Source organism: Paenibacillus tyrphae, assembly GCF_027925525.1.
In the GTDB taxonomy this organism is placed as follows: Bacteria; Bacillota; Bacilli; order Paenibacillales; family NBRC-103111; genus Paenibacillus_G; species Paenibacillus_G tyrfis_B.
Genome location: NZ_BSDJ01000007.1, coordinates 118,398 through 140,022, shown reverse-complemented (window position 1 = coordinate 140,022; position 21,625 = coordinate 118,398). Strand labels below are relative to the sequence as shown.

The window sequence follows — 21,625 nt, the reverse complement described above, 5'->3', positions numbered from 1 at the left end:
GATTACATCTTTGTTCGCAACGATGCGCCGAATGGATTTGGATTATACCAAGGAGGGGAATCGATGAAGCTGCTGATCGGAGCAAGCGCCTCTTCGGCGATCATCGAATTGCCGTATTATATACGGATTTTTCAGGACAAGCTGCAAGCCGAAGTAAGGGTCGTCGTTTCGGATAATGTTTCCAACTTCATCAACCCGCAATTTTTGGGCGCGCATATCGAAGGGAAAGTCTATCAAAAAATGCTTGACCCTGCTTATGACGTCGCCGTGCCTCATTCTTTCCTTGCCTCGTGGGCGGACATGTTCATCGTGCTGCCCTGCACCGCCAACACGTTAGCCAAAGCTGCCAACGGAATCACCGATAACCTCCTGACGATGCTCATCCTTTGTTTTCCAAGACCCGTCTTATTTTTCCCTACGATGAATATGAACATGTACAACACGGCGGTCGTACAAGCCAATGTGCAAAAGCTGCTGGATTTGGGCCACCGCGTTGCCATTCCGGACGGAAATGTAACCGTTACCGCTACGGGAGAAAAAATGTCGGGTGGCCATCCGCCCAATCCGTATACCTGCGCGAAATACATAAACAACATGTATGAGCTTTATTGTACTACCACATGATGATCCGTCTTTTTCTTCAATGAAAGGAGGTGATATCATATGAAAATGGAAAACGCTGTAGTTTTTCATGGCGTAGACGTATTGGATGAAGCTGTAGATTTGGCGGAATTGTCTTCGATTATTGATGACAATGAAAGCGATGCGAACGACAACTGTAACGGTTGCTAGGTAACGACAGAGCTGGGGACATTGGTTTCCAGCTCTTCTAACTCGTAAATAGGGCGGTGAATGAAATGGAGCCATTTACAGTACTGCCGCAGCGCAAAGGTGTAACCAAAAGTACTCGTTATCGCGCCTCCCGCTACAACATTAAAGCGGTGGAGCCCGATGGAAGCATGTACATGACGAATACGATGTCAGGCGCTTTTATGCATATTTCGGCCGAGCAGGTTCCCTATGTCGATCAACTGCTCAAGCTTGGAGCGGATGAATCGTTGGAAGGGTTGGCCGCCGTCCTCAAGAAGCAAGGCTTCCTCGTTCGCGAGGATATCAACGAGTTTTTTCGCGCTCGCATGCTGCATGAAATGGTCGGAAGAAGCGAACAGAAGCTCAGACTCATCTTTTTGACAACCGAACAGTGCAACTTCCGTTGCAAATACTGTTATGAAAAATTTGAAAAAGGCAAGCTGCAGCCGGAGGTCATTCAAGGAGTGAAAACATTCCTCCAGCACAAGGTTCGTTTTCTCAACCGTTTGCAAATGAGTTGGTTTGGAGGCGAACCCCTCCTTGCGCTTGACGCTATAGAAGAAATATCGCAGCACATTATCCCCCTGTGCGACGAGTACGGGGTTAACTACCGGTCCAACATGACCACGAATGCGTATCTGCTAACGAAAAAAAATATCGAGCGGCTGTTTGCCTGTCGCGTATTTACTTTCCAAATTACGCTGGACGGCGATGCCGAGCAGCATAACGCCAACCGGTATTTGCAGAACGGAGCCCCCACGTTCGAAACGATTTTTCAAAACCTGCTGCACCTGAAGGAACGTCCCGAACCGTTCCGCTGTAAAATCCGCATTAACTTTGACCAGACCAACGTGCATCAGATTCCAAGCTTTATCCAAAAGCTCCGTGCGCATTTCGGAGAGGATCTGCGGTTCCGCATCGATTATTTCCCCATCGGCAAATGGGGGGGAAAGAACGACGACAATCTGGAAGTGGTGTCGCTTAAGGAATCGGTCAAGCATCAATTGAATTTGTGCACGATGGGTCTGGAAGAAGGGCTTAACAATGACTTGGAAGACATTTTGAAGCCGGGCGGTTACGTTTGCTATGCGGCTAAATCCAATTCCTTTGTCATTGGTTCGGACGGCATCGTATACAAATGCACCGTAGCCTTGTACAACGAGAACAATCAAATCGGGCGCATCACGCCGGACGGACAGATGCAGCTTGATGCCGATAAGCACGCGCTGTGGATTATGAACGACGAGTCGGAGGATTCGGGTTGTAAATCCTGCTTCCTGCGTCCCTCCTGTCAAGGCGCGTCCTGTCCGCTCGTGCGGATCGAGAAGGGGGTAGCCCCCTGTCCCCCGTTAAAGTCCAAAATTAAAGACGTCATCCGGATCGTCGGCAAGGAAAAACGCAAAATGGCGGTACAAAGGCAGGCTACTTCCGCAAACGCGTAAGATGCGTGAGAAAGGGAAGCAACCCATGCTCAACAAAAATTTCCTGGCATTTGTCGCGTGTGGAATGGTGAGCAGCATCGGGGACTTGATTTATTTTTTCGTATTTTCCTGGTATATCGCATCGGCGACTCATTCCGTTCAATATATGGGGACGATTATGCTGGTCAGCGGGATCACCCAATTTGTCGCCAGCATATTTTGCGGGGCCTGGGTTGATATATGGGGAGCCAAAAAAATCATCGCCGTCTCCAATGTGATACGTGCGCTTCTGATGATTGGATTGATGCTGGTGAGCCTGACCCAGGCCCCGTCCTTGGTTGTGCTGCTGCTGATCGCTATCGCTTTTGCCATCACAGATGCCAGCTTTTATCCTGCGGTAGAGACGATCAAGCCTCAGCTTGTGTCCGAGGACCACTTAAGCCGAATGAACGGCGTGTGGTACACCCTTGCCCGCGTCTTGTCCCTGATTGCCCCTTCCATCAGCGCACTATGCATGAATTTGCTCGGCATTCAAGCTTCCTTTCTTTGTATGGCCGGATGCTATACGGCATCGGCACTGCTTCTTCTCCTCGTTCGTATCCAAAAGACGCAAACTGAACCTAAACCGGAATCCGGCAAATGGAAGCATTATACGCAAAGCCTTACGGAGGGCTGGGTCTTTATTCGGAACAGCCGAATGATGATGACGCTCCTATGGCTTATTTTTTGTGTAAATATCGGGGCGAACAGCAACGGCTTGCTGCTTCCGTTTCTAATGAAAAGCATGAACTGGGATGCGCAGCATATGTCGTATATTTATACTTGGCAGGCCGCTGCCGGGATCGTCTGCGGCAGTTTATTGTCGGTGAAAAGCGTGAAGCAGCCGTCCTTTCTATATGTGCTGCTCGGATTTTTGGGCCAGGGATTGGCGATTTTAACCGTCTGCTTTTCTTCAACCCTTGTATTTCTATGTCTAAACTTCGCGTGGCTGAGCGTATGTACGGCGTTGGTCAACATTTTTATCCGCACGATGATGCAGAAAGAAGTACCCAACCGCTACATGGCGCGGGTCGGCAGTCTGTTTGCGGCGATTAGTATGACCTCTACGCCGCTGTCCCGCTTTTTTACAGGCTTTCTGACCGACCGCCTCGGGATAAGACAGATGTACTTTTGGGCAGGCGCATTTGAGGTTATCGTGGTCGCTGTGTTTTTCATGCTCTATAAGCAAATTACCGCGCAGCCGGGGGTGAAATCGCAAACGGAGGTTAGCGGGTAAGGCCGAACCGGCCGAATAGAGTGTTGAGAAAGGGCAACTGAGATAATAGAGGTTACGAGGGGGTGGGGTATCCACTTCCGACCGCTGCTCCACCCCGCAAAGTGAAGTTGAATCGGGGAAGCTTAGTCCGATTACTTTGCGGGGACCCCGGGTCCTCGGGAAATTTGATTAGAAGCCGCTTAGAGCGGACATTTCCCGAAGACAAAGGCGGCCGCTATCGCTTCTCCAGTGGATACCCCACCTCCGTTTGCATCTCTATTTTTGTAAAAACTCACTTTCTCAGCAATCACCCGGAGAGGGACGCTCCGGTTTTTTTTTTGCGCCGTTAATGATGCACAGGATCAACGATAAAAGGCGTTAAAGAATGGAACATGCGGAAATCCTGGCAAACCTGTTATACTAGACCTTAGCGATGTCAGACGAAAAGAAGAGGAACAACATGACTGGAGCCTACTGCAGCCTATATAAAGCGTGCAAACGCTGCGGACAAAGCAAATATTACCGGCAGTTCCCGCCCCGGGGCGGCCGAAAAGCAAGCGGAGCATCCCGCAAAAACGTATGCCGCAAATGCGAGCGGCGAAAGCCGGCAGCGCCATCCCCACAAGCACCCCCGGTGCCTCGTGCCGCGAAACTGTTGAGACAAGACAGGCAGGGCATGATTCGCATGAAGGGGAAGAGCAACAATGGCAGGCCATGGATGCAAGAGATTGAATGGAGCCTCGCAGTGCTGTTGGTGGAGGAACAGGCGGCCGTTGTCGTTACGCCATACATGATTCGCCGGCTGTACAGCAACGACGATTTCCGGACTATGATTATGACCCGGGATCATTATACGTGCCGCTATTGCGGAGGATATGGCGATACGATCGACCATATCGTCCCGAAATCCAAGGGAGGCCATACGACGCCGGTGAACTGCGTATGCTCCTGTTATGCATGCAACCAGAGCAAGGCCGACCAAGATGCCGCCGGGTTTATGGAAAAGCAGCGTTCTCCCGTCTGAATTGAGGCAGCGCCGGGCACGGTCCGGAGAGAAGCTGGGGGCCGCGGTTCTGCGGTTGATTCAGCGAAGGCTCTTCACGGTTAAGTAACTATCCAAGCAGAGACTTTCCAAGCTTACGCAGCGGAAGGAGGCTGGGATGATGGCGAGAACTGTAGAGCCTCGGGATCGGAAGGGAGCTTCGTTCGGCGGAACCCGAATTGACAGCGCTTCACAGAGGAAAAGGCGGATGGGCTGCGCGGCCTTTTTGATTCAGCTGTACTGCCGCTTTCAAGACGATGAGGTGCCAGCTTTGGGTGCCCAGCTTACTTATTATTTGATATTGGCTTTCTTTCCTTTTCTAATTTTCGTCATTGCACTCCTTAGCTTCACCGAGATTTCGGCATCGGAGGTCATCGACAGCATGGCCCGCATAATGCCGAATCTGTCGAGTCGAGCGGTGGCGGATGCATTCGAGGAAATTCAAAGGTCGCGCAGCGGCTCCGTACTTTCCATCGGATTGCTTGCCGCCTTGTGGTCGGCCTCCAATGGCATCGGCGCGGTGATGAAGGCGTTAAACAAGGCGTATGACGAGGAAGAGAGCCGTCCGTTTTGGAAGGTCAAAGGGATTTCCGTCCTGTTTACCTTGGTTCTGGCGATTGTCGTTTTGTTTACATTCGTACTGCTAATCTTCGGCAAGATCGTCGGAGCCTCGGTTTACAAATTTGTACATTTCCCGGGAAATTTCGATTTGCTGTGGGGGTTTATCCAATATGTAATTCCGCTTGTAACTATTGCTGTCGTATTCATCCTCTTATACCGCTACACGCCGAATTTGCGGCTAACGTTCAGTGAAGTGCTGCCGGGCGCTTTGTTCGCCACGGCCGGATGGGTCGCCGCTTCGCTGCTATTTTCCTACTATGTCAATCATTTCGGCAGCTATACGAAAACGTATGGCAGCATCGGCGGCATTATCGTGCTTTTGACGTGGCTGTATTTGTCCAGCATCGTAATGATTCTGGGCGGCGAGATCAACGCCACGCTTCACTTTGACCGTCATGGCAAGCAAAAGCCTTCATGCAAACCGTTCGGCTTGACGCTGCGATCAGACCGACGGGATTAATATGCGTGCAAAAAGACCGGCCATGTGGACCCGTCAGACATCGGATAGAACGGAGCTTGGACTGGCCTCCTTCTAGCGAATGCGCGGGAAAGCGACCCAACTCCACAGGTTGAGCTTGGACTGCTTTCCCTTTTCCCGGACCTGTTGAAAAAATTCCCCTAAAAATCGTTCCCACTGCTGTCCCACTTCTTTTTTGGCCGCCGCGTTCGCTTGGACGTGAAGAATGCTTTTATTCAGCGCCGCGTCCAAATGGGATAGCGCTTCGCGCAAATGGAAATCGACAGAGGGCTCCTGCATGCTCAAGTCTCCTTTATTTCCGTTTCTCGATTACCGTCTCCGATCAAAAAGGCGAAAAAAAGTCGCCATTGCTCCGACATCGATTGATGCGCTTCCTCCGAGTCGTCGGAAGCTTGTAACTTGGTCGCAGTTAAAGCTTGCTCCAGATGGAGCCGCGCCTGCTTCAGATGAAATTCGACAGAGTCATCTTTCAAACGTGGCTTCCCCCGCTTCGCTGCCGCACAGCGCCGGTTCGAACTCGTCCCCGGAAGAGGCGATTTCGAGGTCCAGCTTTTTTTTCATGCGCTCGAACTGAGCTTCCGCGACGATATCTTCCAGCTCCTCCCGGGCTCTCTGCAAGGACGAACGGGCAGCGCCTGCCGCGCTCCGCAAGCCTTGATAACCGGCTTCGGCAACAGGAAGCAGCGTGTTTTTAACAACGGGAAGGAGTGTCGACGCCGCAAACGCAAGCGCGGCGCCGACCAGCCATTTCTCGATCTGTTGTTCTCTCATGATTCCTACCTCCGAATGGACAGCAAGCTATGCGACGACGGCCGCCCGCGTTTGTCGAATCGGCTTCGATGCCGCCTGGCGCCCCGATTCGACCCATGCTACGATCGGCTTCGACAGCAGCGTTACCGAGCCGGCAACGGCAAGCACCGGAACCCAGTGGCTCCATGCGATCGGGGCTGCATGGAAGAAGCGGGCCACCGGCGGTATATACAGGGCGGCGAGCAGCGAGAGCCAGGATACGCCCAGCGCTCCAATCAGAAAACGGTCCCGGCTCCAATCCTTGACCGACTCGGTCGAGCCCTCCTGCCGCCACGAGAACGTCTGCATGAGCTGGCCCGACACCAGCGTGGCAAAGGCGATGCTCCGGGCTGCCGGGAGAGGAACTCCGGCCGCGAGGCTTGCCGCGAACAGTCCGAGGGAGCCTAAGCCGAGCAGAGTGCCGCGTGTAAAGACTTTCCGGTACAGATTGCCGTCGGCGATTTCGACACGCTCCGTCAGCTTTGTTTTATTCCCGGGATTGATGGCCAAAATCATGGCCGGCAGCGCATCCGTGATCAGATTCATAAGCAGAATCTGTACGGGGACGAGAGGCAGCGGCATGCCCAGGATAACCGCGGTACTCGAGACAATGATCTCCGCCAAATTGCCGGTGAGCAGGCAGCCGAGCGCCTTGCGAATATTGCCCATAATGGTCCGGCCTTCCTTTACGGCCTCGACAATCGTGCCGAAATCGTCTTCCTTCAGCACCATATCCGCCGTTTGTTTCGTCACCTCGGTGCCGGTTCTTCCCATCGCGATACCGACATTAGCTTGCTTAATGGCGGGCGTGTCGTTAACTCCGTCCCCCGTCATCGCCACCAAATGTCCGCGCTGTTGAAAGGCGCGCACGATCCGCAGCTTATGCTCCGGCGACACCCGGGCGAAAATGGCGGTATGCTCGACCGCTTCTTGGAGCTCTTCGTCGGTCATCCGGTCGAGCTCATGCCCTGAGAGCACCCGCTGCGAGCCATCGTACATGCCGAGCTGTCTGGCGATCGAAATGGCCGTGATCGGATGGTCGCCCGTAATCATCACCGGCTTGACGCCGAGCGCCAGCGCTTCTTGGATGCTGTGCGCGGCCTCCGGCTTCGGCGGGTCCATCATGCCGACCATACCGACGAAAATCATATCCCGCTCGTCCGGCTCGGGAAGGTCTCCGTCCGTGAGCGGACGATAGGCGAAACCGAGTACGCGCAGCGCTTCGCCGGACAGCTTGCCGTTCTGCTCCAAAACGATTCGTTTGCGTTCCTCGGTCAGTTCGAGCAACTGGCCATCCGACTGGACTTGGGTACAGCGCTGTAAGAGCATCTCTACAGCCCCTTTTGTGAAAACATAGCAGTCCTGAGATTCGGTCCCGGCCGTATCCTTGCACACGACGCTCATCTTGCCGGTGTTCGAATCGAAAGGAATTTCTTTGCCGCGATGCCATTGTCGCATCGTTTCCGGATGTACGCCCGCTTTGGCCGCAAAAGAAAGAAGCGCTCCTTCGGTGGGGTCCCCCTTGACGGCCCAATGTCCTTCGCCGTCCTGCTCCAGTTTGGCATTGTTGCACAGCAAGCTGATTTGCAGGATGCGTGAAAGCTCAGGTTGCTGCGGGCTCTGTTCGAGTGCCGTAACTGCCCGGCCTGAGATGGCCGTACGGCGAATTTCCCCGGACGGGGCATACCCGGTACCGCCTACTTCCCAGCTTCGGTTCAACGAGATGACGTGCCGGACGGTCATTTCGTTTTTGGTCAGCGTTCCGGTTTTGTCCGAGCAGATGACCGTCGTCCGGCCTAGCGTTTCCAGAGCGGACAGTTTGCGGACGAGCGCCTGCTTGCGGGCCATGCGGAAGATGCCGGCGCTCAGCGCGATCGTAATGGTTACGGGCAGCCCCTCGGGAATGGCCGAAGCCGCCAGCGTGATGGACGTGGAAACCATCTGCATCAGCGGAATGCCACGCAGCAATCCCGTGACGAACACGATGCCGCAGACGATCAATGCTCCTTTGATGAATTTTTTGCTGATGGAGGTGACCTGCTTCTGCAGCGGCGTCAGTTCTTTTTCGTCGTTCTGCAGCAGGGACATGAGGCGGCCCATTTCCGTATGCAGGCCGGTCTGGACGACGACGCCGGTCGCTTTGCCCCGGGTAACGTCGGTGCCCATATAGATCATATTGGAGCGTTCCGCCAGAGGGAGCGCTCCGTCGACGGGGGCTTCCTGTTTCGGAACAGGGACCGATTCTCCTGTCAACGCCGCTTCGCTGACCTGTAAGTTAAACGATTCGACCAACCGGATATCGGCCGGTACGCGGTCGCCGGCCTCCAACTGCACGATATCCCCGGGGACGAGCTCCAGTGCCGAAATCTCTTCCAAGGTTCCGTTACGGAGCACCTTGCAGGTCGGGGGCTGGTACCGGTTGAGCGATTCGATGACCTGCTCCGCTTTGCGTTCCTGCATCGTGCCGACTGCCGCGTTGGCGAGAAGTACCGCTCCCATCGCAATGCCGTCGTACAAGCCGCCGGTAAAAAACGACAAAGCTGTCGTCCCAAGCAGGATTAAGGTTGTAAACTCTTTGAACTGTGCCAAAAAGGAGACGATCCAAGGCGTCGGCTGTCGTCCTTCCAACTGATTGCTGCCATGAACGCTTCGTAACGCATGAACCTGACCTCCATCGAGCCCGCGCCCGGTATCGGTGCCATAATGGCTGACGGCCCGCTCCCACGGAGCCTCGTGCCACAGAACGGACGCCTCCGCCGTAGCAGCGGCTTCCCGGTCGCCCGTCGCAAGCGGGGGCACAGCCGCCCGCTCGCTCGTTTGCCGAAAGGCGGACATAAACGCCAACGAAAGGGCGTCGGAAGCCAAATTGACGAGCGGCGCACGAATAAAGCCGAATGCCGCCAGAGCGGAGCCGACGATATTCCAGATCGCGGTAAGCCGATAATTTAGGTGTACGCTGCGGTCCATGCGGCCGGCCACTTCCAGCGTCCGCGGAAGCTCGGACAACTGCTGCACCGTGATCGACGGAATGCCGTATTCCCGGCACAGGGCATGAACAGGCGAGGTATCGCTACTGGTCACTAGTAATGCGTTCTCTCCGCGCGGAACGCCGGCTGCCAATCGTTCGGCCCATTCGCCGGGCTGAAGCAATAGCCAGTCCGTATCAAGACCTTGCCGCTCCAGCAGCGAGATGTCCGTCCCTTCGCTGCAGCTTAAGGCTCCGATCGACCAGCCTTGCGCCTTCAATGCACGAATCAAGGGGGCGTGTGCTGAATGAAGCTGTCGCTTCTTGCTCAGCAGTCCGATGCAGGTTCCCCCGCTGCTTTCTGCCTTAACCCCGACGAAGAGCACGTCCGAGCCGTGTCTCGCCAATCTTTTAGCCTCCAGCTCGTACATTTCGCAGTCGATACCCTGCTTCTGGCAGTAGGCATAGCTCCCGGCGAACACGCGGGCTCCGTTGATTTTGCCCTGCAGGCCCTCCGCCGATTCTTCCACCTGAAACGCCGTTCGGAGGGTCCGGCACGTTTGTCTGGCTTTTTCCGATAGCTCGGCTTTCCACGGATGGCTGCTTTTTTCAAACAATGAGGCTGTTAAGCAGATGACTTTGTCCGCCGCCGATTCTTTCGTCAAACATTGAATTTCCTCGCTTTCAACCCGATAGAGCGCCGAAGCATCCTCCAGGAGCAGCGTTTTCGTCCTTGCCAGCTTGGATAAGGACCCGCTATTCGGCAGCAAGGCCCGATTTTCGGTGCAAACAAGCTCCGCCTGCTGCCAGCCGTATTCGGCCGGAATGAACGCCGGTCTGGGGTTGGCGGCGAGCAGTACCGCAACCGCGCGCAGAGGGTCACGCGTGAGCGCGAGGGTCGCTCCGGCGCCGATTAGCCCCCATTTGTTCGCTTTCTCCGTATATTGCTTAATTTCAGGCGGAAGCACCGCCGGCGAGCGGTTCGCCGCCGACTGATTTCGTTTCCACTCCACATACTGCAGAAGACCGATTCCTGCCAAAACGATTAGATTTTCCCGCACCAAAGCAAGCGCTAATGCACCGGTACCCAGAAGCAGGTCGGCGTTCCACTTGCGTTCCTTGGCGAAGCTCTGAAACCCTCGTCTCAGCAGCGGATAGCCCGTAATGACAGAGAGTCCGGCGGATAAATAAAAGGGAGCCGGACTGCGGGCCAAAGCCGATCTGCCAAGCAGCAGCTGCTTCGTGCCGAGCACGGCGAGGCCGCCCATGCTGAGCGCAAGGGGAAGAGGCATGCGCCCTGAAGCTGCGCATGACGCCCCGGGCAGTTCCGCCGCGGCTGCGGCTTCCCGCTTGACGGGCGATGCATCCGGAGAAGGGGAGGATTGCCCGCAGACTGCAGGAACATCGTAGCTGCTGAATGACCCCGCGTCGGCACAAGGCTGCGCAAGCTCCTCTTCCAGCTGTTCGATGCGTTCGAGGACTTGCTCCGCTTTAAGCCGCCGCTCATCGTACGTCAGGAGAACTCTGCCTGAAAGCGGGCAAGCCCGGACGAGGGTAATTCCGGTCCAGACCGAAAGCTCGGTCTGAATCCGCTGTGCCGTATCCGGATTGTTATGAAGACCGTAAAATTCGATGCGAATGCGTCCTGGCAGCATTCGAACAAACCGTCGATGTTTCAAGCTTTCCGTAGGCATACATACGCTCCTTGGGCTTCCTCGTTTGGAGTCTGGGGCTGATTTTCGCTAGTATACACAGCCTTTAGCGATTTATGCAGTTCGTGTCCATGCATAATTTTTCGTCAATGTGGAATGATCTGTAGTACCTTATTTTTTTGGAAAGGGTGAGACCATGGCGAAGCTGCCGATCGCTTATGTACTTGCGGGTGCCGCGATGATGCTGGCATTTTCCCCGGAGGCCCGGAAAACGATGCGCAAATTTGCGGTTAAAGGGACGGAAGCCGTGTTGAATTTGACGGAGCAGGCCAAAGACACGGTGGAAGGCTTGCGGAAGTAAGCCTGAGGGTTTGATCGAGCGTCTTCCTTTCGAGTGTTTTGAACGAGAGCAGGGCAAGCTAAACAAACCGGCTATGCTACGGCCGGATGACTCGAAATGAGGTGGGATCATGTTTCAAAGCGGTTCCGTATGGACCGGGATGATTTCGGGCGGCTTGTCTCAAATACAGGATACAAATGCGCTGGCCAAAGGGCAGATGAAGACAAAGGAATACGCTGTACAAACCGTAGAAAATGTGACAGGGGCTGTCGGCATTATGGCCGGGGTAGAGTACGGCGCGATGCTCGGCTCGGCAGTGCTTCCGGTCTTCGGGACAGCGGTTGGCGCGGTGCTGGGTGGACTTGTAGGCAGCTCGGTCGGGCGCAGCGTCGGCCATCGGGCCGGGGACGCCTTGGTCAACAACCGGATGGTCCAGGGCACGATTCAGCCTGTGCAGCCGCAGCAGAATCAGTAAAAAGGAAAACCGGGAGACGGACTCCCGGTTTCTGCATGAACGGAACTTACAAGTCCGTTCGGCGGTATTCTTTTTTCAAATATAAAATCATGTCTTTCAGCTTCTGATTGACCTGTTCCGTATTTCCCGCTTTGATCTCTCCGAGCACTTCATCCACCTGATAGCAAGCAAACGCCCTGCGCAAACCGATCAAGTCGTTCAGCACGCTCCGTTCCCGCGTATTCAGAGGACGGCACCGCTCATAGCCGGCCATCAGCGCCTCCAAGTATCGATCCCCTGCGGCTTCGGAGGTTTCCGCACTTTCCTTATCCGCCGCATAAGCTAGAAACGAAGCTTCTCCCGCCAAATGGCCGACAAAGACGTCGGTTCCCGCAAGATAAAAATCAATCACGCCGCACAGACATCCGTTTTCGTCCATAAGCAAATTGTTTAAAGAAAAATCTCCTTGCACCGGACCGCCCGGCAGTTCGGGCCAACCTGCCCGGAGTCTGGAGCGTTTTTCCCGGTACAGGGCGAACAACTCTCGCATCAGTGGCGGCTCTGCGCCGCCAGTCTGGAGCGCCTTTTCTAAGGCTTGAGCATCCTGATCCAGCTCGTCTTCCTGACCGAACAGGCTCCACGGGCTCTCCGAGGTAAAAGGGATCGGTGCAGGCGCCTGACCGGCAATCCGGTGCATGGCTCCGAGCCATTCGCCTGCTTGTTCGGCGAGGCCGATCGTTAGGTTTTCCGGTTCTTTGCCCGGCAGCCAGGTTTCCACGGTCGCCCAAACCTCGTGTCCTTTCCGCGACAAAATCAGGTAAGGACGTCCGTCGCTTCCGTACAAGCGCGTCGGGACGTTCAGTCCGCCGCCGGAAAGCAGCCCGCACAGGGACGCTTGTCCTGCAAGGTCCTCCAACGTCGAATAGGAGTTGGACATCATCCGCACGGCATAGCTTCGTCCGTCGGATGTTGTTACCTTAACCACAATGCGCAGGTCGTCGGGCTCTTCTTCGTACTGCACTCGGCACAAACCGGCGAACGCCGGCAATTGAAAATGATCCCGTATTTTGTTCAGCAAAGCTTCGTCATCGAACACGGCCCGTCAATCTCCGATCCTTAAAAGATATACTCCTCATACGGAAAAGCCCGGTCATTTGTTGCAGCATGGAAATAAAAAAAGGAAGACCCCGTCTCCAAAGACGGAAAATCTCCCTTTTTAAACGCCAGATGATCGGCTTACGACTCTTCGTCCTGCACGAGCGATGATACTTGCACGACGTAAGCTTTCACCGTCTTGTTTCCTTGCTTCAGATCCTCGGTGGAAGTGTACGTGCCCGTGATGACCGCCGGTCCGGTGCCGAACTTGAATTTGCCGGTCAGCACGATGTACAGATCGTCGAACTTGACGATGGCCCGATTGTCCGCAACCGATTGGATGTCGCATTGGAACACAACCTTCGAGTTTTTGTACTTCGGCAGCTCGTTGGCCGTAATGCTTTTGACTTCCTTCGTACCTTCTTTGGCATCCTTAGTTGTGCCGTCCTTCGGATCTTTCTTATCCGCGTCCTGCTTCACGTCGCCGTTTCCGTTCGTGACAGCGTTGTTCCCGTTTTCTTCGGACTTGACGAAAACATACCGCCCGCTGCGGTATTCGTAGACCGCTTTCGCTCCGGCTTGGGAGCCTGTAGATTCCGTACCGTTCTTGTCCGTACTGTTCTTGTCGGCACCGTTCTTCTCCGGCCGCTCGGGCACGGGATTATCGGCGCTTACTACACCCGGACGCACCGACTCCAGCTTATCGGCCTCCAGATCGAGAATCGGCTTAAGCTCGGACGCGTGCGCTTCGAACGCGACATAGCGGGCTTTCCGCTTCTTGGAGGCCGCTTCGAGCAGCAGCACGGGCTGTCCTTCCGGGCTGAGCTCGTCGGCCGGGCGGATCGATTTGACAGCGGCCAGGTCGCCCGGCACAGCTCCTTCTGCGACCTCGATGCGCTGGTCCGAGAACAGCCGGACGAGCACGACCTTTTTCTTGTCCGTAACCGCAGCGGCTGCCGTTTGTGCGCCGTTCGTCCCTTTCAGACTCGTGGCGGCGGTGAGGGCGCCTTCGATGCCGGCCTTTTGAAGCAGCACGGCCGGATCGCTTTCCAATCGGCGCTGACCGAGCGCCTGCAGCTCTTGGGACGTATCGCGGTAGGCGCCAAGCGTTTTGTACAGCTCTTCGGCCTCCGCATACTTTTTGGCGGCGATCAGTTGCTCCGCCCGGGCCATTCGGCCGTTCACCACCGATTGGATATACCCGTTCAGCTTGCTGCCGCTGCCGAAGAGCTCCTTGTGGGACTGCACGGTTTTGGCAGCGTTCAGGAAGCCGCCCAGATCGTTCTTCTCCAGCTTGGCCAGCGTGTCCTGAGCCGCCTTCTCAAGTTTTGCAGCGACCCAGGGAGCCTCCCAGCCCCGATCCTTATAAAATTTTAGCAGCCCTTCGCCTTCCTTCAACATTTCGTCCAGCGATTTGGATTTGACGAGTGCGTCCAGGCGGCCTTGGTCGTATTTTTGCAGCAGCGGGTTGAGAGCTTTTCGCTTCGCCGCTTCGTCCTTATAATAGACCGCGGGAATTTGCAGCAGGAATCCGACAGCGGTATCGGCGTCGAATTTTTTCTTGGCGACGGCGCCTTCGACGCTTTGGATTAGCGCCGTCTTGACCGAGCCGAACGCTTCCGCGAAGCGTGCGTCGATATTGTAGGACGCCGCGGTTTCTGCGAACCGCTTCTGCGAGCCTTCGTCCAGCTTCGCGACCTGCGACTTGGCGCTCTGATACGATTCGTACGCTTTCACCAAGCTGCCGGCATCGTTTACGGCAACTGCAGAGGCGATCTGGTCGGTTAGAGACGAGAACAGCCGCTTCGCTTGCGTAACCGGCTGAAGAGCGCTGAGCGCCTGCTCCGTTTCCGCTTCTTTATAATCGACGAAGCCGATTTTTTGCGCCTTGAGGAACAACTCCTCAGCTTCGACTGCGTTGCCTGCGGCAAGCTGTGCCGCCGCCTGCTGGTAAAGCTCCGCTTTTTGCCACCAGGCGTAGACTTTGAAGCACGCCGCCAAGAGCAGAAGAACGAGGACGGCAATCGCGGCGTTTCTGTAACGGACGGACCGTTTATACGTAGAGATAGACATAGGCAGCCTCCTTTCCTTTCTACAGGATGCCTTGGAATTCCGGATCGAAGTCGTATTTCAGCTTCACGGCATCGCGCGCTTTCTGGGTCAGCTCGGGGTCGGCGTCCGGCTGCTCGGCAAGCAGTCGGCACAGCCGAAGCAGCCGGTCTTTCGGCAGCTCCTGGGCGTGGTCCAACAGCAGGCTGCGGTACGCGTGCAGATTGGACTTCACGCGCAGCGCGGCTCCGGCCGCCGCCGTCAGGACGTCTCTTCCCTCGGGAAGCCTCTCGATCATGCCCCGGTATTTCATGACGTAGTCGAGCGCTTCGCGGGTAATGAGCTGAGGACGCACTTTGCCGATTTCATGCATATATTCGATCACGTCTTTGTCAAAACGGTTCGGCAGAAGGGAGTTGAGCTCAAGGTCCATATCGCTGCGCAAAATAAATTTGTTCAGGCAGTATACCTTTAAAATTTTGATCGAGTCGTCTTGAATGAAATAACCGATCTCGCGGAACTTTTCATAGGCGGTCTTAAAGTCTTCTTCCCGGAGGTCCGCTTCCGCATCGTCGATGTCGAGCAGCAGCCCTTCGCGAATTTTTTGCTGATCTTGCAGGAGTAAACGGCCTAGCGTACGTCTATATAAGATAGGCTCGTAGCGCTTATGCAAAAAAACGTACAGCGCGAGCAGCAGGGCGGCGCCGACGACGGACAAAATCATCTGCTCCGCGTTGCGGGCGAGCAGAAAGGCGAGGGCGCCGATCGCGCCGACAGCCAGCATGCCGGTCTGCCTGCGGTGCTTCAGAACCGCTCCGGTCTGCTCGGGGACGGCGCTGCGGCTTTGCTCGGCTTCGCACGACAGGCAGCGGTCGTCCCATAGACAAGAATACCGGCTGCAGCGCCGGCACTGCTTCAAGCGGTCGAACAAATGCGAGGTCGCTTGCGTTTTGCGGAATTGAACGGCGGTTTTAGTCGTCATGGCTTTCACCTGGATCACCTTGATTTAACCTTGCGGCGAATGCGGCATCGATGTTCGCAAGCGTGACGTCTTGCTTCCGGCTATAAGAGCAATACATAAAAAATGCTAGTAGAAACAGGGCTCCAAGAGCCAATACGGCTACGGTCAGCATGATTCTCTCCCCGGTATTTTCGAATTTGAAAGGCGATAATTTAAGAATTCTGTAAGGTTTCGTTAGTGGAATTTTACTTTCTGACCAGTTAATATGTAGATTAGTAGACGACATGCAGTTCCATTGTACTACCCTCTACGGCAATTTACTACACTATACCATATTGGTTCGGGATGGTTCGACATCGAGCTGTCCATAGGTTTGGAGGAATGAACCCCGTGAAAATCATCAAAGCGCTGCTCCGACCCGTCGCCGCTCTGCTGCTCGCCGTCCTGATGCCGCTTCAGGCCGCAGCTGCTCCGGCAGGCGCAGTCGATATGAAGATGGACGCCGTTCTGTCGGTGGACGTCAGTACGTCCATGAACGAGAGCGACGTCAACAAAGTCAGCAACGAAGCGATGAAAATGTTTATCGACATGGCATCCGTGCAGGGAGACAAAATCGGCCTCGTCGCCTATACCGATCAAGTGATGCGCGAAAAGGCGCTGCTTCCCATCAACTCCGCCGCGGATAAGCAGGACTTGAAATCGTTCATCGACAAGCTGTCCAAGGGGCCCTACACCGACATCGCCGTCGGCGTAAACGAAGCGGTGAAGGTGCTTGAATCCGGCACGGAGCCGGGGCACGTGCCGCTCATCGTGCTGATGACCGACGGCAACAACTCGCTGAACGCCGGCCGCACGCAGCAGCAGTCCGATCAGGAGCTAAACGATGCGATCAAGAAAGCGAAGGACAAAGGCATCCCGATTTATACGATCGGGCTCAATGCCGACGGAACGTTGAACAAGGCTGTGCTGGAGCGCATCTCCAACGAAACGAAAGGCAAATCGTTTATCACGAGCACGGCGGACAATCTGCCGCAAATTTTGAGCGAAATTTACGCAAGCCATTTCAAGCTGAAGGTCGTGCCGCTGACCGGCTTCGTGGCGAACGGGCAGTTTCAGGATGTGAAGGTGACGATTCCGAACGCCAGCGTACAGGAAGCGAACATCTCGATCATGTCTTCGAAGCCGGTGGAGGTCAAATTATTCGACCCGTCCGGCAAAGAGCAGAAAATTCCGTCGGACCGCGTCGTTTATACGGCTTCGAGCGCTTACTCTTTATTGAAAGTGTTGACTCCGGCGCAAGGCGACTGGAAGCTGCAGGTCAAAGGTGTCCAGAAGGAAAAAATCAACATTAACCTCGTGTACAATTACGACCTCCAGCTCGTCATGGAGCCTCTGGCATCGACGACGCTCAAGCCGGGCGACGAAGTGCAGATCAAAGCGTATTTGCAGACTGCCGGACAAAAGACGGCCGATGCAGATTTGTACAAGGGCTTGAAGGCGTCGGCGGTCTTGACGGACCTGGATACCAAGAAGACCGAGGAAAAGCCGCTGACGATCGGCGCACAGGGCATCGAGGGCAGCTTCAAGGTCGCGGACGCGCACGACTACGAGCTTAAGATCAAGGCGGAGGGCGCGAACTTCCTGCGCGAGACGGCGCCCGTGAAGCTCACGGCCAAATCCGGCGGAGCGGCATCCAAGCCTGCGTCAGAGCCGGCGAAGGAGGCGGGCGGTGCGCTCAGCCCGACCGTATGGGCAGCAATTATCGCCGGGGTTCTTCTGCTTGCGGGAGGCGCCCTGTACGCGCTGTCGGTTTACCGCAAAGCGAACAAGGGCTTCGTCGGGCAGCTCGTGATCGAGGTCAAGGACGAGGACACGGGCGAGCGGACCAATCCGCAGTACCGCAAGCTGAACGCGTTCAAGGGCAAGGTGTCGCTGCATCAACTGCTCCAGCTCGCGCCGGAGTTTGCGGAGACGCAAAATATCGTCTTCCGGCCCGGTCCGAACGACACGGTGCTGCTGCATAACGCGACGCCTTGCGTCGTCGAAAAAGGCGGACGGGTGTTCGATGCCGCCAAAGGAAAAGAAATTCGTGCAAATGACCGCATCAAAATCGCGCTTCAAAACGTCAATAAGTCGATAAGCGTCGAATACTTGAAATAAATATCCCATTTGGCCTTGGTTACAGGAGGAGTCCGGACATGAAAGCAGTAGTCAGAGAGCATATACAGCAGTTGGACGTATCCTTGGGCGGCGGCATTGTCAGCGAAAAAATCCGCGTCGACACGATCGACAATCCGATGCTGGTCATCGGTCTCGGCGGAACGGGTATCGATGCGCTGCTGCGGCTCAAGTATCAGGTGAACCGGCGGTTCAAGCTGCCGGAAGACCCGTTCACGAAGAAAAAGCGCGAGAAGCCCGACAACATCGAGTTTCTCGCGTTCGAGACGAACGAGCACGACCGCAACAAGCGGTACAAGGGCATTGGCCTCGATCCGATGACCGAATTCGTGCTGCTGTCGAACGCGGAGATCGGCAGCGTGCTGCAAAACCGCAGCATTTTGGAGCCGTATTTGAAAGAATGGCTGTCGCCGGAGCTGACAATTACCGACGGCATCAACGGCGCTTCGGGCGTCCGGCAAGCGGGCCGGCTGCTGCTGTTCACGAAGATCGTGCAGGTCGTGCAAACGATCGAGCGCAAAATCAAGACGCTGTCGGTGGGCACGAACAAGAAGCTGATGGTGTTCTTACTGACGGGTATCTCCGGCGGAACGGGCAGCGGCTGCTTCCTCGATATCGCGTATATCGTGCGCGGCATTCTGGAGCGGGATTACGGCTCGGCCGGCGTCGATAAAGTCGGCATTCTCGGCTACCTGTTCACGCCGGACGTCAATTTGGCGAACAAGGCATTGACCGAGCATTCGCGCGAATATATCAAGAAGAACGGCTATGCGGCGCTTAAAGAGCTCGACTATTGGATGAACGTCGACGAACGCGGCGACCGGTTCAAGCAGCAGTACGCGAACATTTTGACGGTTAACTCGCCAATGCCGCCTTTTAACCTCGCGCATCTTATATCGGCGACGAACCTCGAAGGCAAGCAGCTCGAAAATGCGTACGACTACTGCATGAACGTAACGGCGGAGAACATCACGAACTTCATGGCGAGCGAGCAAAAGCAGTCCGGCGAGGAATTCGCGATCCACGACTATATCAGCAACATCCGCACGAACATCAATCAGATGCCGAAGACGTATGCGGCGAACTATCAATACAATATTTTGGGCGCGTCGTCCGCAGTCCTGCCGATTGAGGAAATGACGACGTTTTTGGCTTATAAAGTGTTTCAGCGCATGTCGACGATGTTCGAGGCAGGTCCGAGTCAGGAGGACGTCGAGAAGCTGGCGCACAAGCTGGGCTTCGACCCGGATTCGATCCACCGCGAATTCGACAAGAACGTGCCGGAGCCGCTGCCCGGCTACCAGAACAGCGAGCGGCTCAGCTATAACAACGTCGTCAAGCAGCAGATCGTCCATATCGACACGGAGCTGGAGCAGAGCTACCTGTCCCGTGCGCGGGAGGAGTACATCAAGGCCCGCAAGCAGCTGCCGGGCCAAATTCGGGAAGTGTTCGCGGAGCAGATGGGCAAAATGTTCCGTCATCCCGAGCAGGGGCCGTTTTACGTGTCGCGGATCATTTTGCAGGACAAAGGCTTCTGTCTGCTGAAGTTGATCTCGTCGTACATCGAATCGCTGAAGGAAAGCCTGTACCGCATCCCGCGGGATATCGAGGCGGCGGGCGACACCGCCATGCAGAAGCTGACCGAAGCGAAGAGCGCGTTCATCTCCAAGGACAAGAAGAAGGACGCCTACATCGAGGCGAAAATCCAGGAGTACCTGCTGCACTCCGACCGCGAGCGGATGGAGCAGATGATCGAGTTCTACGAGGATCTGTACACGCTCATCAACAACGACAACTCGCGTATTTATCAGGTGTTTACGGAAATCCTGAACGAGCTGAACAAAATTTTCCAGAAAAACGGGGATATCCTCACCAAAGGCCAGGAGGAAGTCGATCACAAGGGCAACCGCACGTACTATTGGAACATCGTCAGCGTGCCGGATATGGCGAAGCTGATCGGCGAGGTCACCGACGAGAAGAACGTCACCGAGCTGATCCGCGACTTTACGCAGGAGCTGCTGGAGAAGTCGAACCAGTGGATCAAGGAGCAGGAAGTGGACGTCGTCAGCTCGATTTCCGAGTTTTTGACCGAGCAGTTTAGCGACCTGATTACGAAGTCGATGGAGGATTTCCTGATCATCAAATATGGCCACGAGGATTCGCTGGAGAAGCTGGTGGAGCAGAAGATCGCCGGCCGTCTGTACGAGGAAGCGAAGCCGGTGTTCCATCTGACCAACAGCTCGGGCAATTTCAACTTCCCGTCGTGGGGCTTCGTCTCCGTGCCGGTGAAGGCGCCGAATATTTTCAAGGGCATCCGTAACTTCCAGGATAACGCCATCGCGAACTCGCGCTTCACGATCAAGGAGAGCGAAGTGAAAAACCGCGTCTTCTGGCTGAACACCCAGAACGGCATTCCGTTGTTCCTGTATACGCCGCTGAAAGTATACGAGGAAAGCTACGAGCGCTCGATTTTGGAACCGGAAGGCGTCGGACGCCATCTCGTCCAGACGGAGAAGACGAACTGGACGTACCTGCCGTCGCCGATTCCGGAAAAATCGTGGGGCGATACGTATGAAAACGCGCGTGTAAAACATTACAACGCCGACGTCCGCAGCATGTTCGACCAATCGCTGGCCTTGCGCATTATCCGCGAGAAATCGGCGGATCAAGGCACAACGGGCCGGTACGAGTGCGTATTCACGAAGCCGTTCGATCTGGAGCAAAAGCTCGAGTCGTATCCGATGCAGCTTGACGCGGCGAAGCCGAACCTTGGCGAGATCAAGCGCTGCGTCGCCGACTTGAAGGCGCTTGTGGCAGGCGGTCTGGAACAGGACGGCCTCAAGGACATCTTCGGCAGTGTGAACGAGGAGATGGCGAAGGAGAACCTGATCCGCTCGCCGGAGCTGCTGCGCCGCGTCCGCGAGGAGTTGGGCAAGTACCGCCGGATCGAGGCGAAAATCGCCGAGCTGGAGCAGGTGCTCGCCGCTCATCAGGACGAGGAGAAATTCATCCAGCAGTTCATCGAGGCGATGTATACCGGCGCGATCGTCAAAAAAGGCGCGCTGTACGTGTACGACCATGACGCGGAAGAGGACCCGTGGGAGCCGTTCGTCAACCTGATGCAGGCCGGCAAATTCCCGGAATACGAAATTTACCGCAAAATCCGCGCCCTCGATGCGAAGCGCCTCGGCCTGCTCCAGCGCAAATCGTCGAAGCTCAGCCAGCAGCTTACTGCCCAAGAAGATATCAGTGGCCTGCTGACGAAGCTGCAGGACATGGCCGGCGCCTACCAGGACGCCAAGTCCGCGCTCGACTACGACCGCGGCGAATACGTCGACGGCGAAGACATGTACCAATTCTACAAGCAAATCGCCAGCAAAGTGAGCGACATCCTTCGCAGCTTGAAATAGCAGCTTCGTATGTCATAGCGATAGCATATAAATACGCAGCCGATCCAAGGCTGCGGCGGTTTTTTAGTTATATTTCGTTTGAGATTTCGTCGTGAAACAGGTGAC

The 21,625-nt window shown here is 55.5% G+C and carries 18 protein-coding genes; 10 read left to right on the top strand and 8 right to left on the bottom strand.

The window, feature by feature from the left end:
* The first annotated feature begins 63 nt into the window (after window positions 1-63).
* The 6 genes from QMG93_RS10695 (at window position 64) to QMG93_RS10670 (ending at window position 5,609) form a co-directional block, all read left to right on the top strand.
* Window positions 64-624, top strand: coding sequence for a flavoprotein (locus QMG93_RS10695; protein WP_063180070.1), 561 nt, complete (start codon window positions 64-66; stop codon window positions 622-624).
* A gap of 39 nt (window positions 625-663) precedes the next feature.
* Entirely contained in the window at window positions 664-792 is a 129-nt protein-coding gene (locus QMG93_RS10690) for a hypothetical protein (protein ID WP_281936159.1), read from the top strand.
* 65 nt (window positions 793-857) lie between these two features.
* On the top strand, window positions 858-2,252 hold the full coding sequence (locus QMG93_RS10685) for a radical SAM/SPASM domain-containing protein (RefSeq protein WP_281936157.1): 1,395 nt from the start codon (window positions 858-860) through the stop codon (window positions 2,250-2,252).
* Between the two features lie 25 nt (window positions 2,253-2,277).
* Window positions 2,278-3,507 (top strand): MFS transporter, encoded by a 1,230-nt coding sequence (locus QMG93_RS10680; protein WP_281936155.1) that lies wholly within the window; start codon window positions 2,278-2,280, stop codon window positions 3,505-3,507.
* Window positions 3,508-3,946: 439 nt separating this feature from the next.
* On the top strand, window positions 3,947-4,510 hold the full coding sequence (locus tag QMG93_RS10675) for an HNH endonuclease (RefSeq protein WP_281936153.1): 564 nt from the start codon (window positions 3,947-3,949) through the stop codon (window positions 4,508-4,510).
* A 136-nt stretch (window positions 4,511-4,646) separates the two neighbouring features.
* Window positions 4,647-5,609 carry a YihY/virulence factor BrkB family protein gene (locus QMG93_RS10670; RefSeq protein ID WP_281936152.1) on the top strand — a complete coding sequence of 321 codons (963 nt, stop codon included), beginning with the start codon at window positions 4,647-4,649 and terminating at the stop codon, window positions 5,607-5,609.
* A gap of 72 nt (window positions 5,610-5,681) precedes the next feature.
* Here QMG93_RS10670 and QMG93_RS10665 read toward each other — a convergent pair whose 3' ends face one another.
* The 4 genes from QMG93_RS10665 to QMG93_RS10650 are packed head-to-tail and all read right to left on the bottom strand — an operon-like array spanning window position 5,682 to window position 11,075.
* Complete coding sequence (locus QMG93_RS10665) at window positions 5,682-5,906, bottom strand: hypothetical protein (protein WP_281936151.1); 225 nt, start codon at window positions 5,904-5,906, stop codon at window positions 5,682-5,684.
* Window positions 5,907-5,908: 2 nt separating this feature from the next.
* Window positions 5,909-6,100 (bottom strand): hypothetical protein, encoded by a 192-nt coding sequence (locus QMG93_RS10660; protein WP_281936149.1) that lies wholly within the window; start codon window positions 6,098-6,100, stop codon window positions 5,909-5,911.
* Window positions 6,090-6,398, bottom strand: coding sequence for a DUF5132 domain-containing protein (locus QMG93_RS10655; RefSeq protein ID WP_281936146.1), 309 nt, complete (start codon window positions 6,396-6,398; stop codon window positions 6,090-6,092). Before QMG93_RS10655 ends, QMG93_RS10660 begins: the two co-directional genes overlap by 11 nt.
* Before the next feature lie 27 nt (window positions 6,399-6,425).
* Entirely contained in the window at window positions 6,426-11,075 is a 4,650-nt protein-coding gene (locus tag QMG93_RS10650; protein WP_281936145.1) for a cation-translocating P-type ATPase, read from the bottom strand.
* A 154-nt stretch (window positions 11,076-11,229) separates the two neighbouring features.
* Between QMG93_RS10650 and QMG93_RS10645 the strand changes: the two genes are divergently transcribed.
* Window positions 11,230-11,394, top strand: coding sequence for a hypothetical protein (locus tag QMG93_RS10645; RefSeq protein WP_281936143.1), 165 nt, complete (start codon window positions 11,230-11,232; stop codon window positions 11,392-11,394).
* A 109-nt stretch (window positions 11,395-11,503) separates the two neighbouring features.
* On the top strand, window positions 11,504-11,848 hold the full coding sequence (locus QMG93_RS10640; protein WP_281936141.1) for a glycine zipper domain-containing protein: 345 nt from the start codon (window positions 11,504-11,506) through the stop codon (window positions 11,846-11,848).
* Window positions 11,849-11,894: 46 nt separating this feature from the next.
* Here the strand turns inward: QMG93_RS10640 and QMG93_RS10635 are convergent, their stop codons facing one another.
* The 4 genes from QMG93_RS10635 to QMG93_RS10620 form a co-directional block, all read right to left on the bottom strand.
* Window positions 11,895-12,923 (bottom strand): phosphotransferase enzyme family protein, encoded by a 1,029-nt coding sequence (locus tag QMG93_RS10635; protein ID WP_281936139.1) that lies wholly within the window; start codon window positions 12,921-12,923, stop codon window positions 11,895-11,897.
* 140 nt (window positions 12,924-13,063) lie between these two features.
* Window positions 13,064-14,995, bottom strand: a complete 1,932-nt coding sequence (locus tag QMG93_RS10630; protein ID WP_281936137.1) for a hypothetical protein — start codon at window positions 14,993-14,995, stop codon at window positions 13,064-13,066.
* Window positions 14,996-15,014: 19 nt separating this feature from the next.
* A complete protein-coding gene (locus QMG93_RS10625) occupies window positions 15,015-15,953 on the bottom strand; it encodes a hypothetical protein (RefSeq protein ID WP_281936135.1) in 939 nt (312 codons plus the stop codon).
* On the bottom strand, window positions 15,943-16,104 hold the full coding sequence (locus QMG93_RS10620; protein WP_281936133.1) for a hypothetical protein: 162 nt from the start codon (window positions 16,102-16,104) through the stop codon (window positions 15,943-15,945). Before QMG93_RS10620 ends, QMG93_RS10625 begins: the two co-directional genes overlap by 11 nt.
* 275 nt (window positions 16,105-16,379) lie before the next feature.
* On the opposite strand from QMG93_RS10620, the gene QMG93_RS10615 reads away from it, so the two are divergent.
* Together QMG93_RS10615 and QMG93_RS10610 are read left to right on the top strand one after the other, a co-directional pair.
* Window positions 16,380-18,092, top strand: a complete 1,713-nt coding sequence (locus QMG93_RS10615; protein WP_413789284.1) for a vWA domain-containing protein — start codon at window positions 16,380-16,382, stop codon at window positions 18,090-18,092.
* Between the two features lie 38 nt (window positions 18,093-18,130).
* Window positions 18,131-21,520, top strand: a complete 3,390-nt coding sequence (locus QMG93_RS10610) for a tubulin-like doman-containing protein (RefSeq protein WP_281936130.1) — start codon at window positions 18,131-18,133, stop codon at window positions 21,518-21,520.
* Window positions 21,521-21,625: the final 105 nt, after the last annotated feature.

Excerpts from the sequence above, each read along its gene's own strand:
- QMG93_RS10695 (WP_063180070.1), top strand. The coding sequence starts at position 64 with ATGAAGCTGCTGATCGGAGCAAGCGCCTCTTCGGCGATCATCGAATTG.
- QMG93_RS10690 (WP_281936159.1), top strand. The coding sequence starts at position 664 with ATGAAAATGGAAAACGCTGTAGTTTTTCATGGCGTAGACGTATTGGAT.
- QMG93_RS10685 (WP_281936157.1), top strand. The coding sequence starts at position 858 with ATGGAGCCATTTACAGTACTGCCGCAGCGCAAAGGTGTAACCAAAAGT.
- QMG93_RS10680 (WP_281936155.1), top strand. The coding sequence starts at position 2,278 with ATGCTCAACAAAAATTTCCTGGCATTTGTCGCGTGTGGAATGGTGAGC.
- QMG93_RS10675 (WP_281936153.1), top strand. The coding sequence starts at position 3,947 with ATGACTGGAGCCTACTGCAGCCTATATAAAGCGTGCAAACGCTGCGGA.
- QMG93_RS10670 (WP_281936152.1), top strand. The coding sequence starts at position 4,647 with ATGATGGCGAGAACTGTAGAGCCTCGGGATCGGAAGGGAGCTTCGTTC.
- QMG93_RS10665 (WP_281936151.1), bottom strand. The coding sequence starts at position 5,906 with ATGCAGGAGCCCTCTGTCGATTTCCATTTGCGCGAAGCGCTATCCCAT.
- QMG93_RS10655 (WP_281936146.1), bottom strand. The coding sequence starts at position 6,398 with ATGAGAGAACAACAGATCGAGAAATGGCTGGTCGGCGCCGCGCTTGCG.
- QMG93_RS10650 (WP_281936145.1), bottom strand. The coding sequence starts at position 11,075 with ATGCCTACGGAAAGCTTGAAACATCGACGGTTTGTTCGAATGCTGCCA.
- QMG93_RS10645 (WP_281936143.1), top strand. The coding sequence starts at position 11,230 with ATGGCGAAGCTGCCGATCGCTTATGTACTTGCGGGTGCCGCGATGATG.
- QMG93_RS10640 (WP_281936141.1), top strand. The coding sequence starts at position 11,504 with ATGTTTCAAAGCGGTTCCGTATGGACCGGGATGATTTCGGGCGGCTTG.
- QMG93_RS10630 (WP_281936137.1), bottom strand. The coding sequence starts at position 14,995 with ATGTCTATCTCTACGTATAAACGGTCCGTCCGTTACAGAAACGCCGCG.
- QMG93_RS10625 (WP_281936135.1), bottom strand. The coding sequence starts at position 15,953 with ATGACGACTAAAACCGCCGTTCAATTCCGCAAAACGCAAGCGACCTCG.
- QMG93_RS10620 (WP_281936133.1), bottom strand. The coding sequence starts at position 16,104 with ATGCTGACCGTAGCCGTATTGGCTCTTGGAGCCCTGTTTCTACTAGCA.
- QMG93_RS10615 (WP_413789284.1), top strand. The coding sequence starts at position 16,380 with ATGCCGCTTCAGGCCGCAGCTGCTCCGGCAGGCGCAGTCGATATGAAG.
- QMG93_RS10610 (WP_281936130.1), top strand. The coding sequence starts at position 18,131 with ATGAAAGCAGTAGTCAGAGAGCATATACAGCAGTTGGACGTATCCTTG.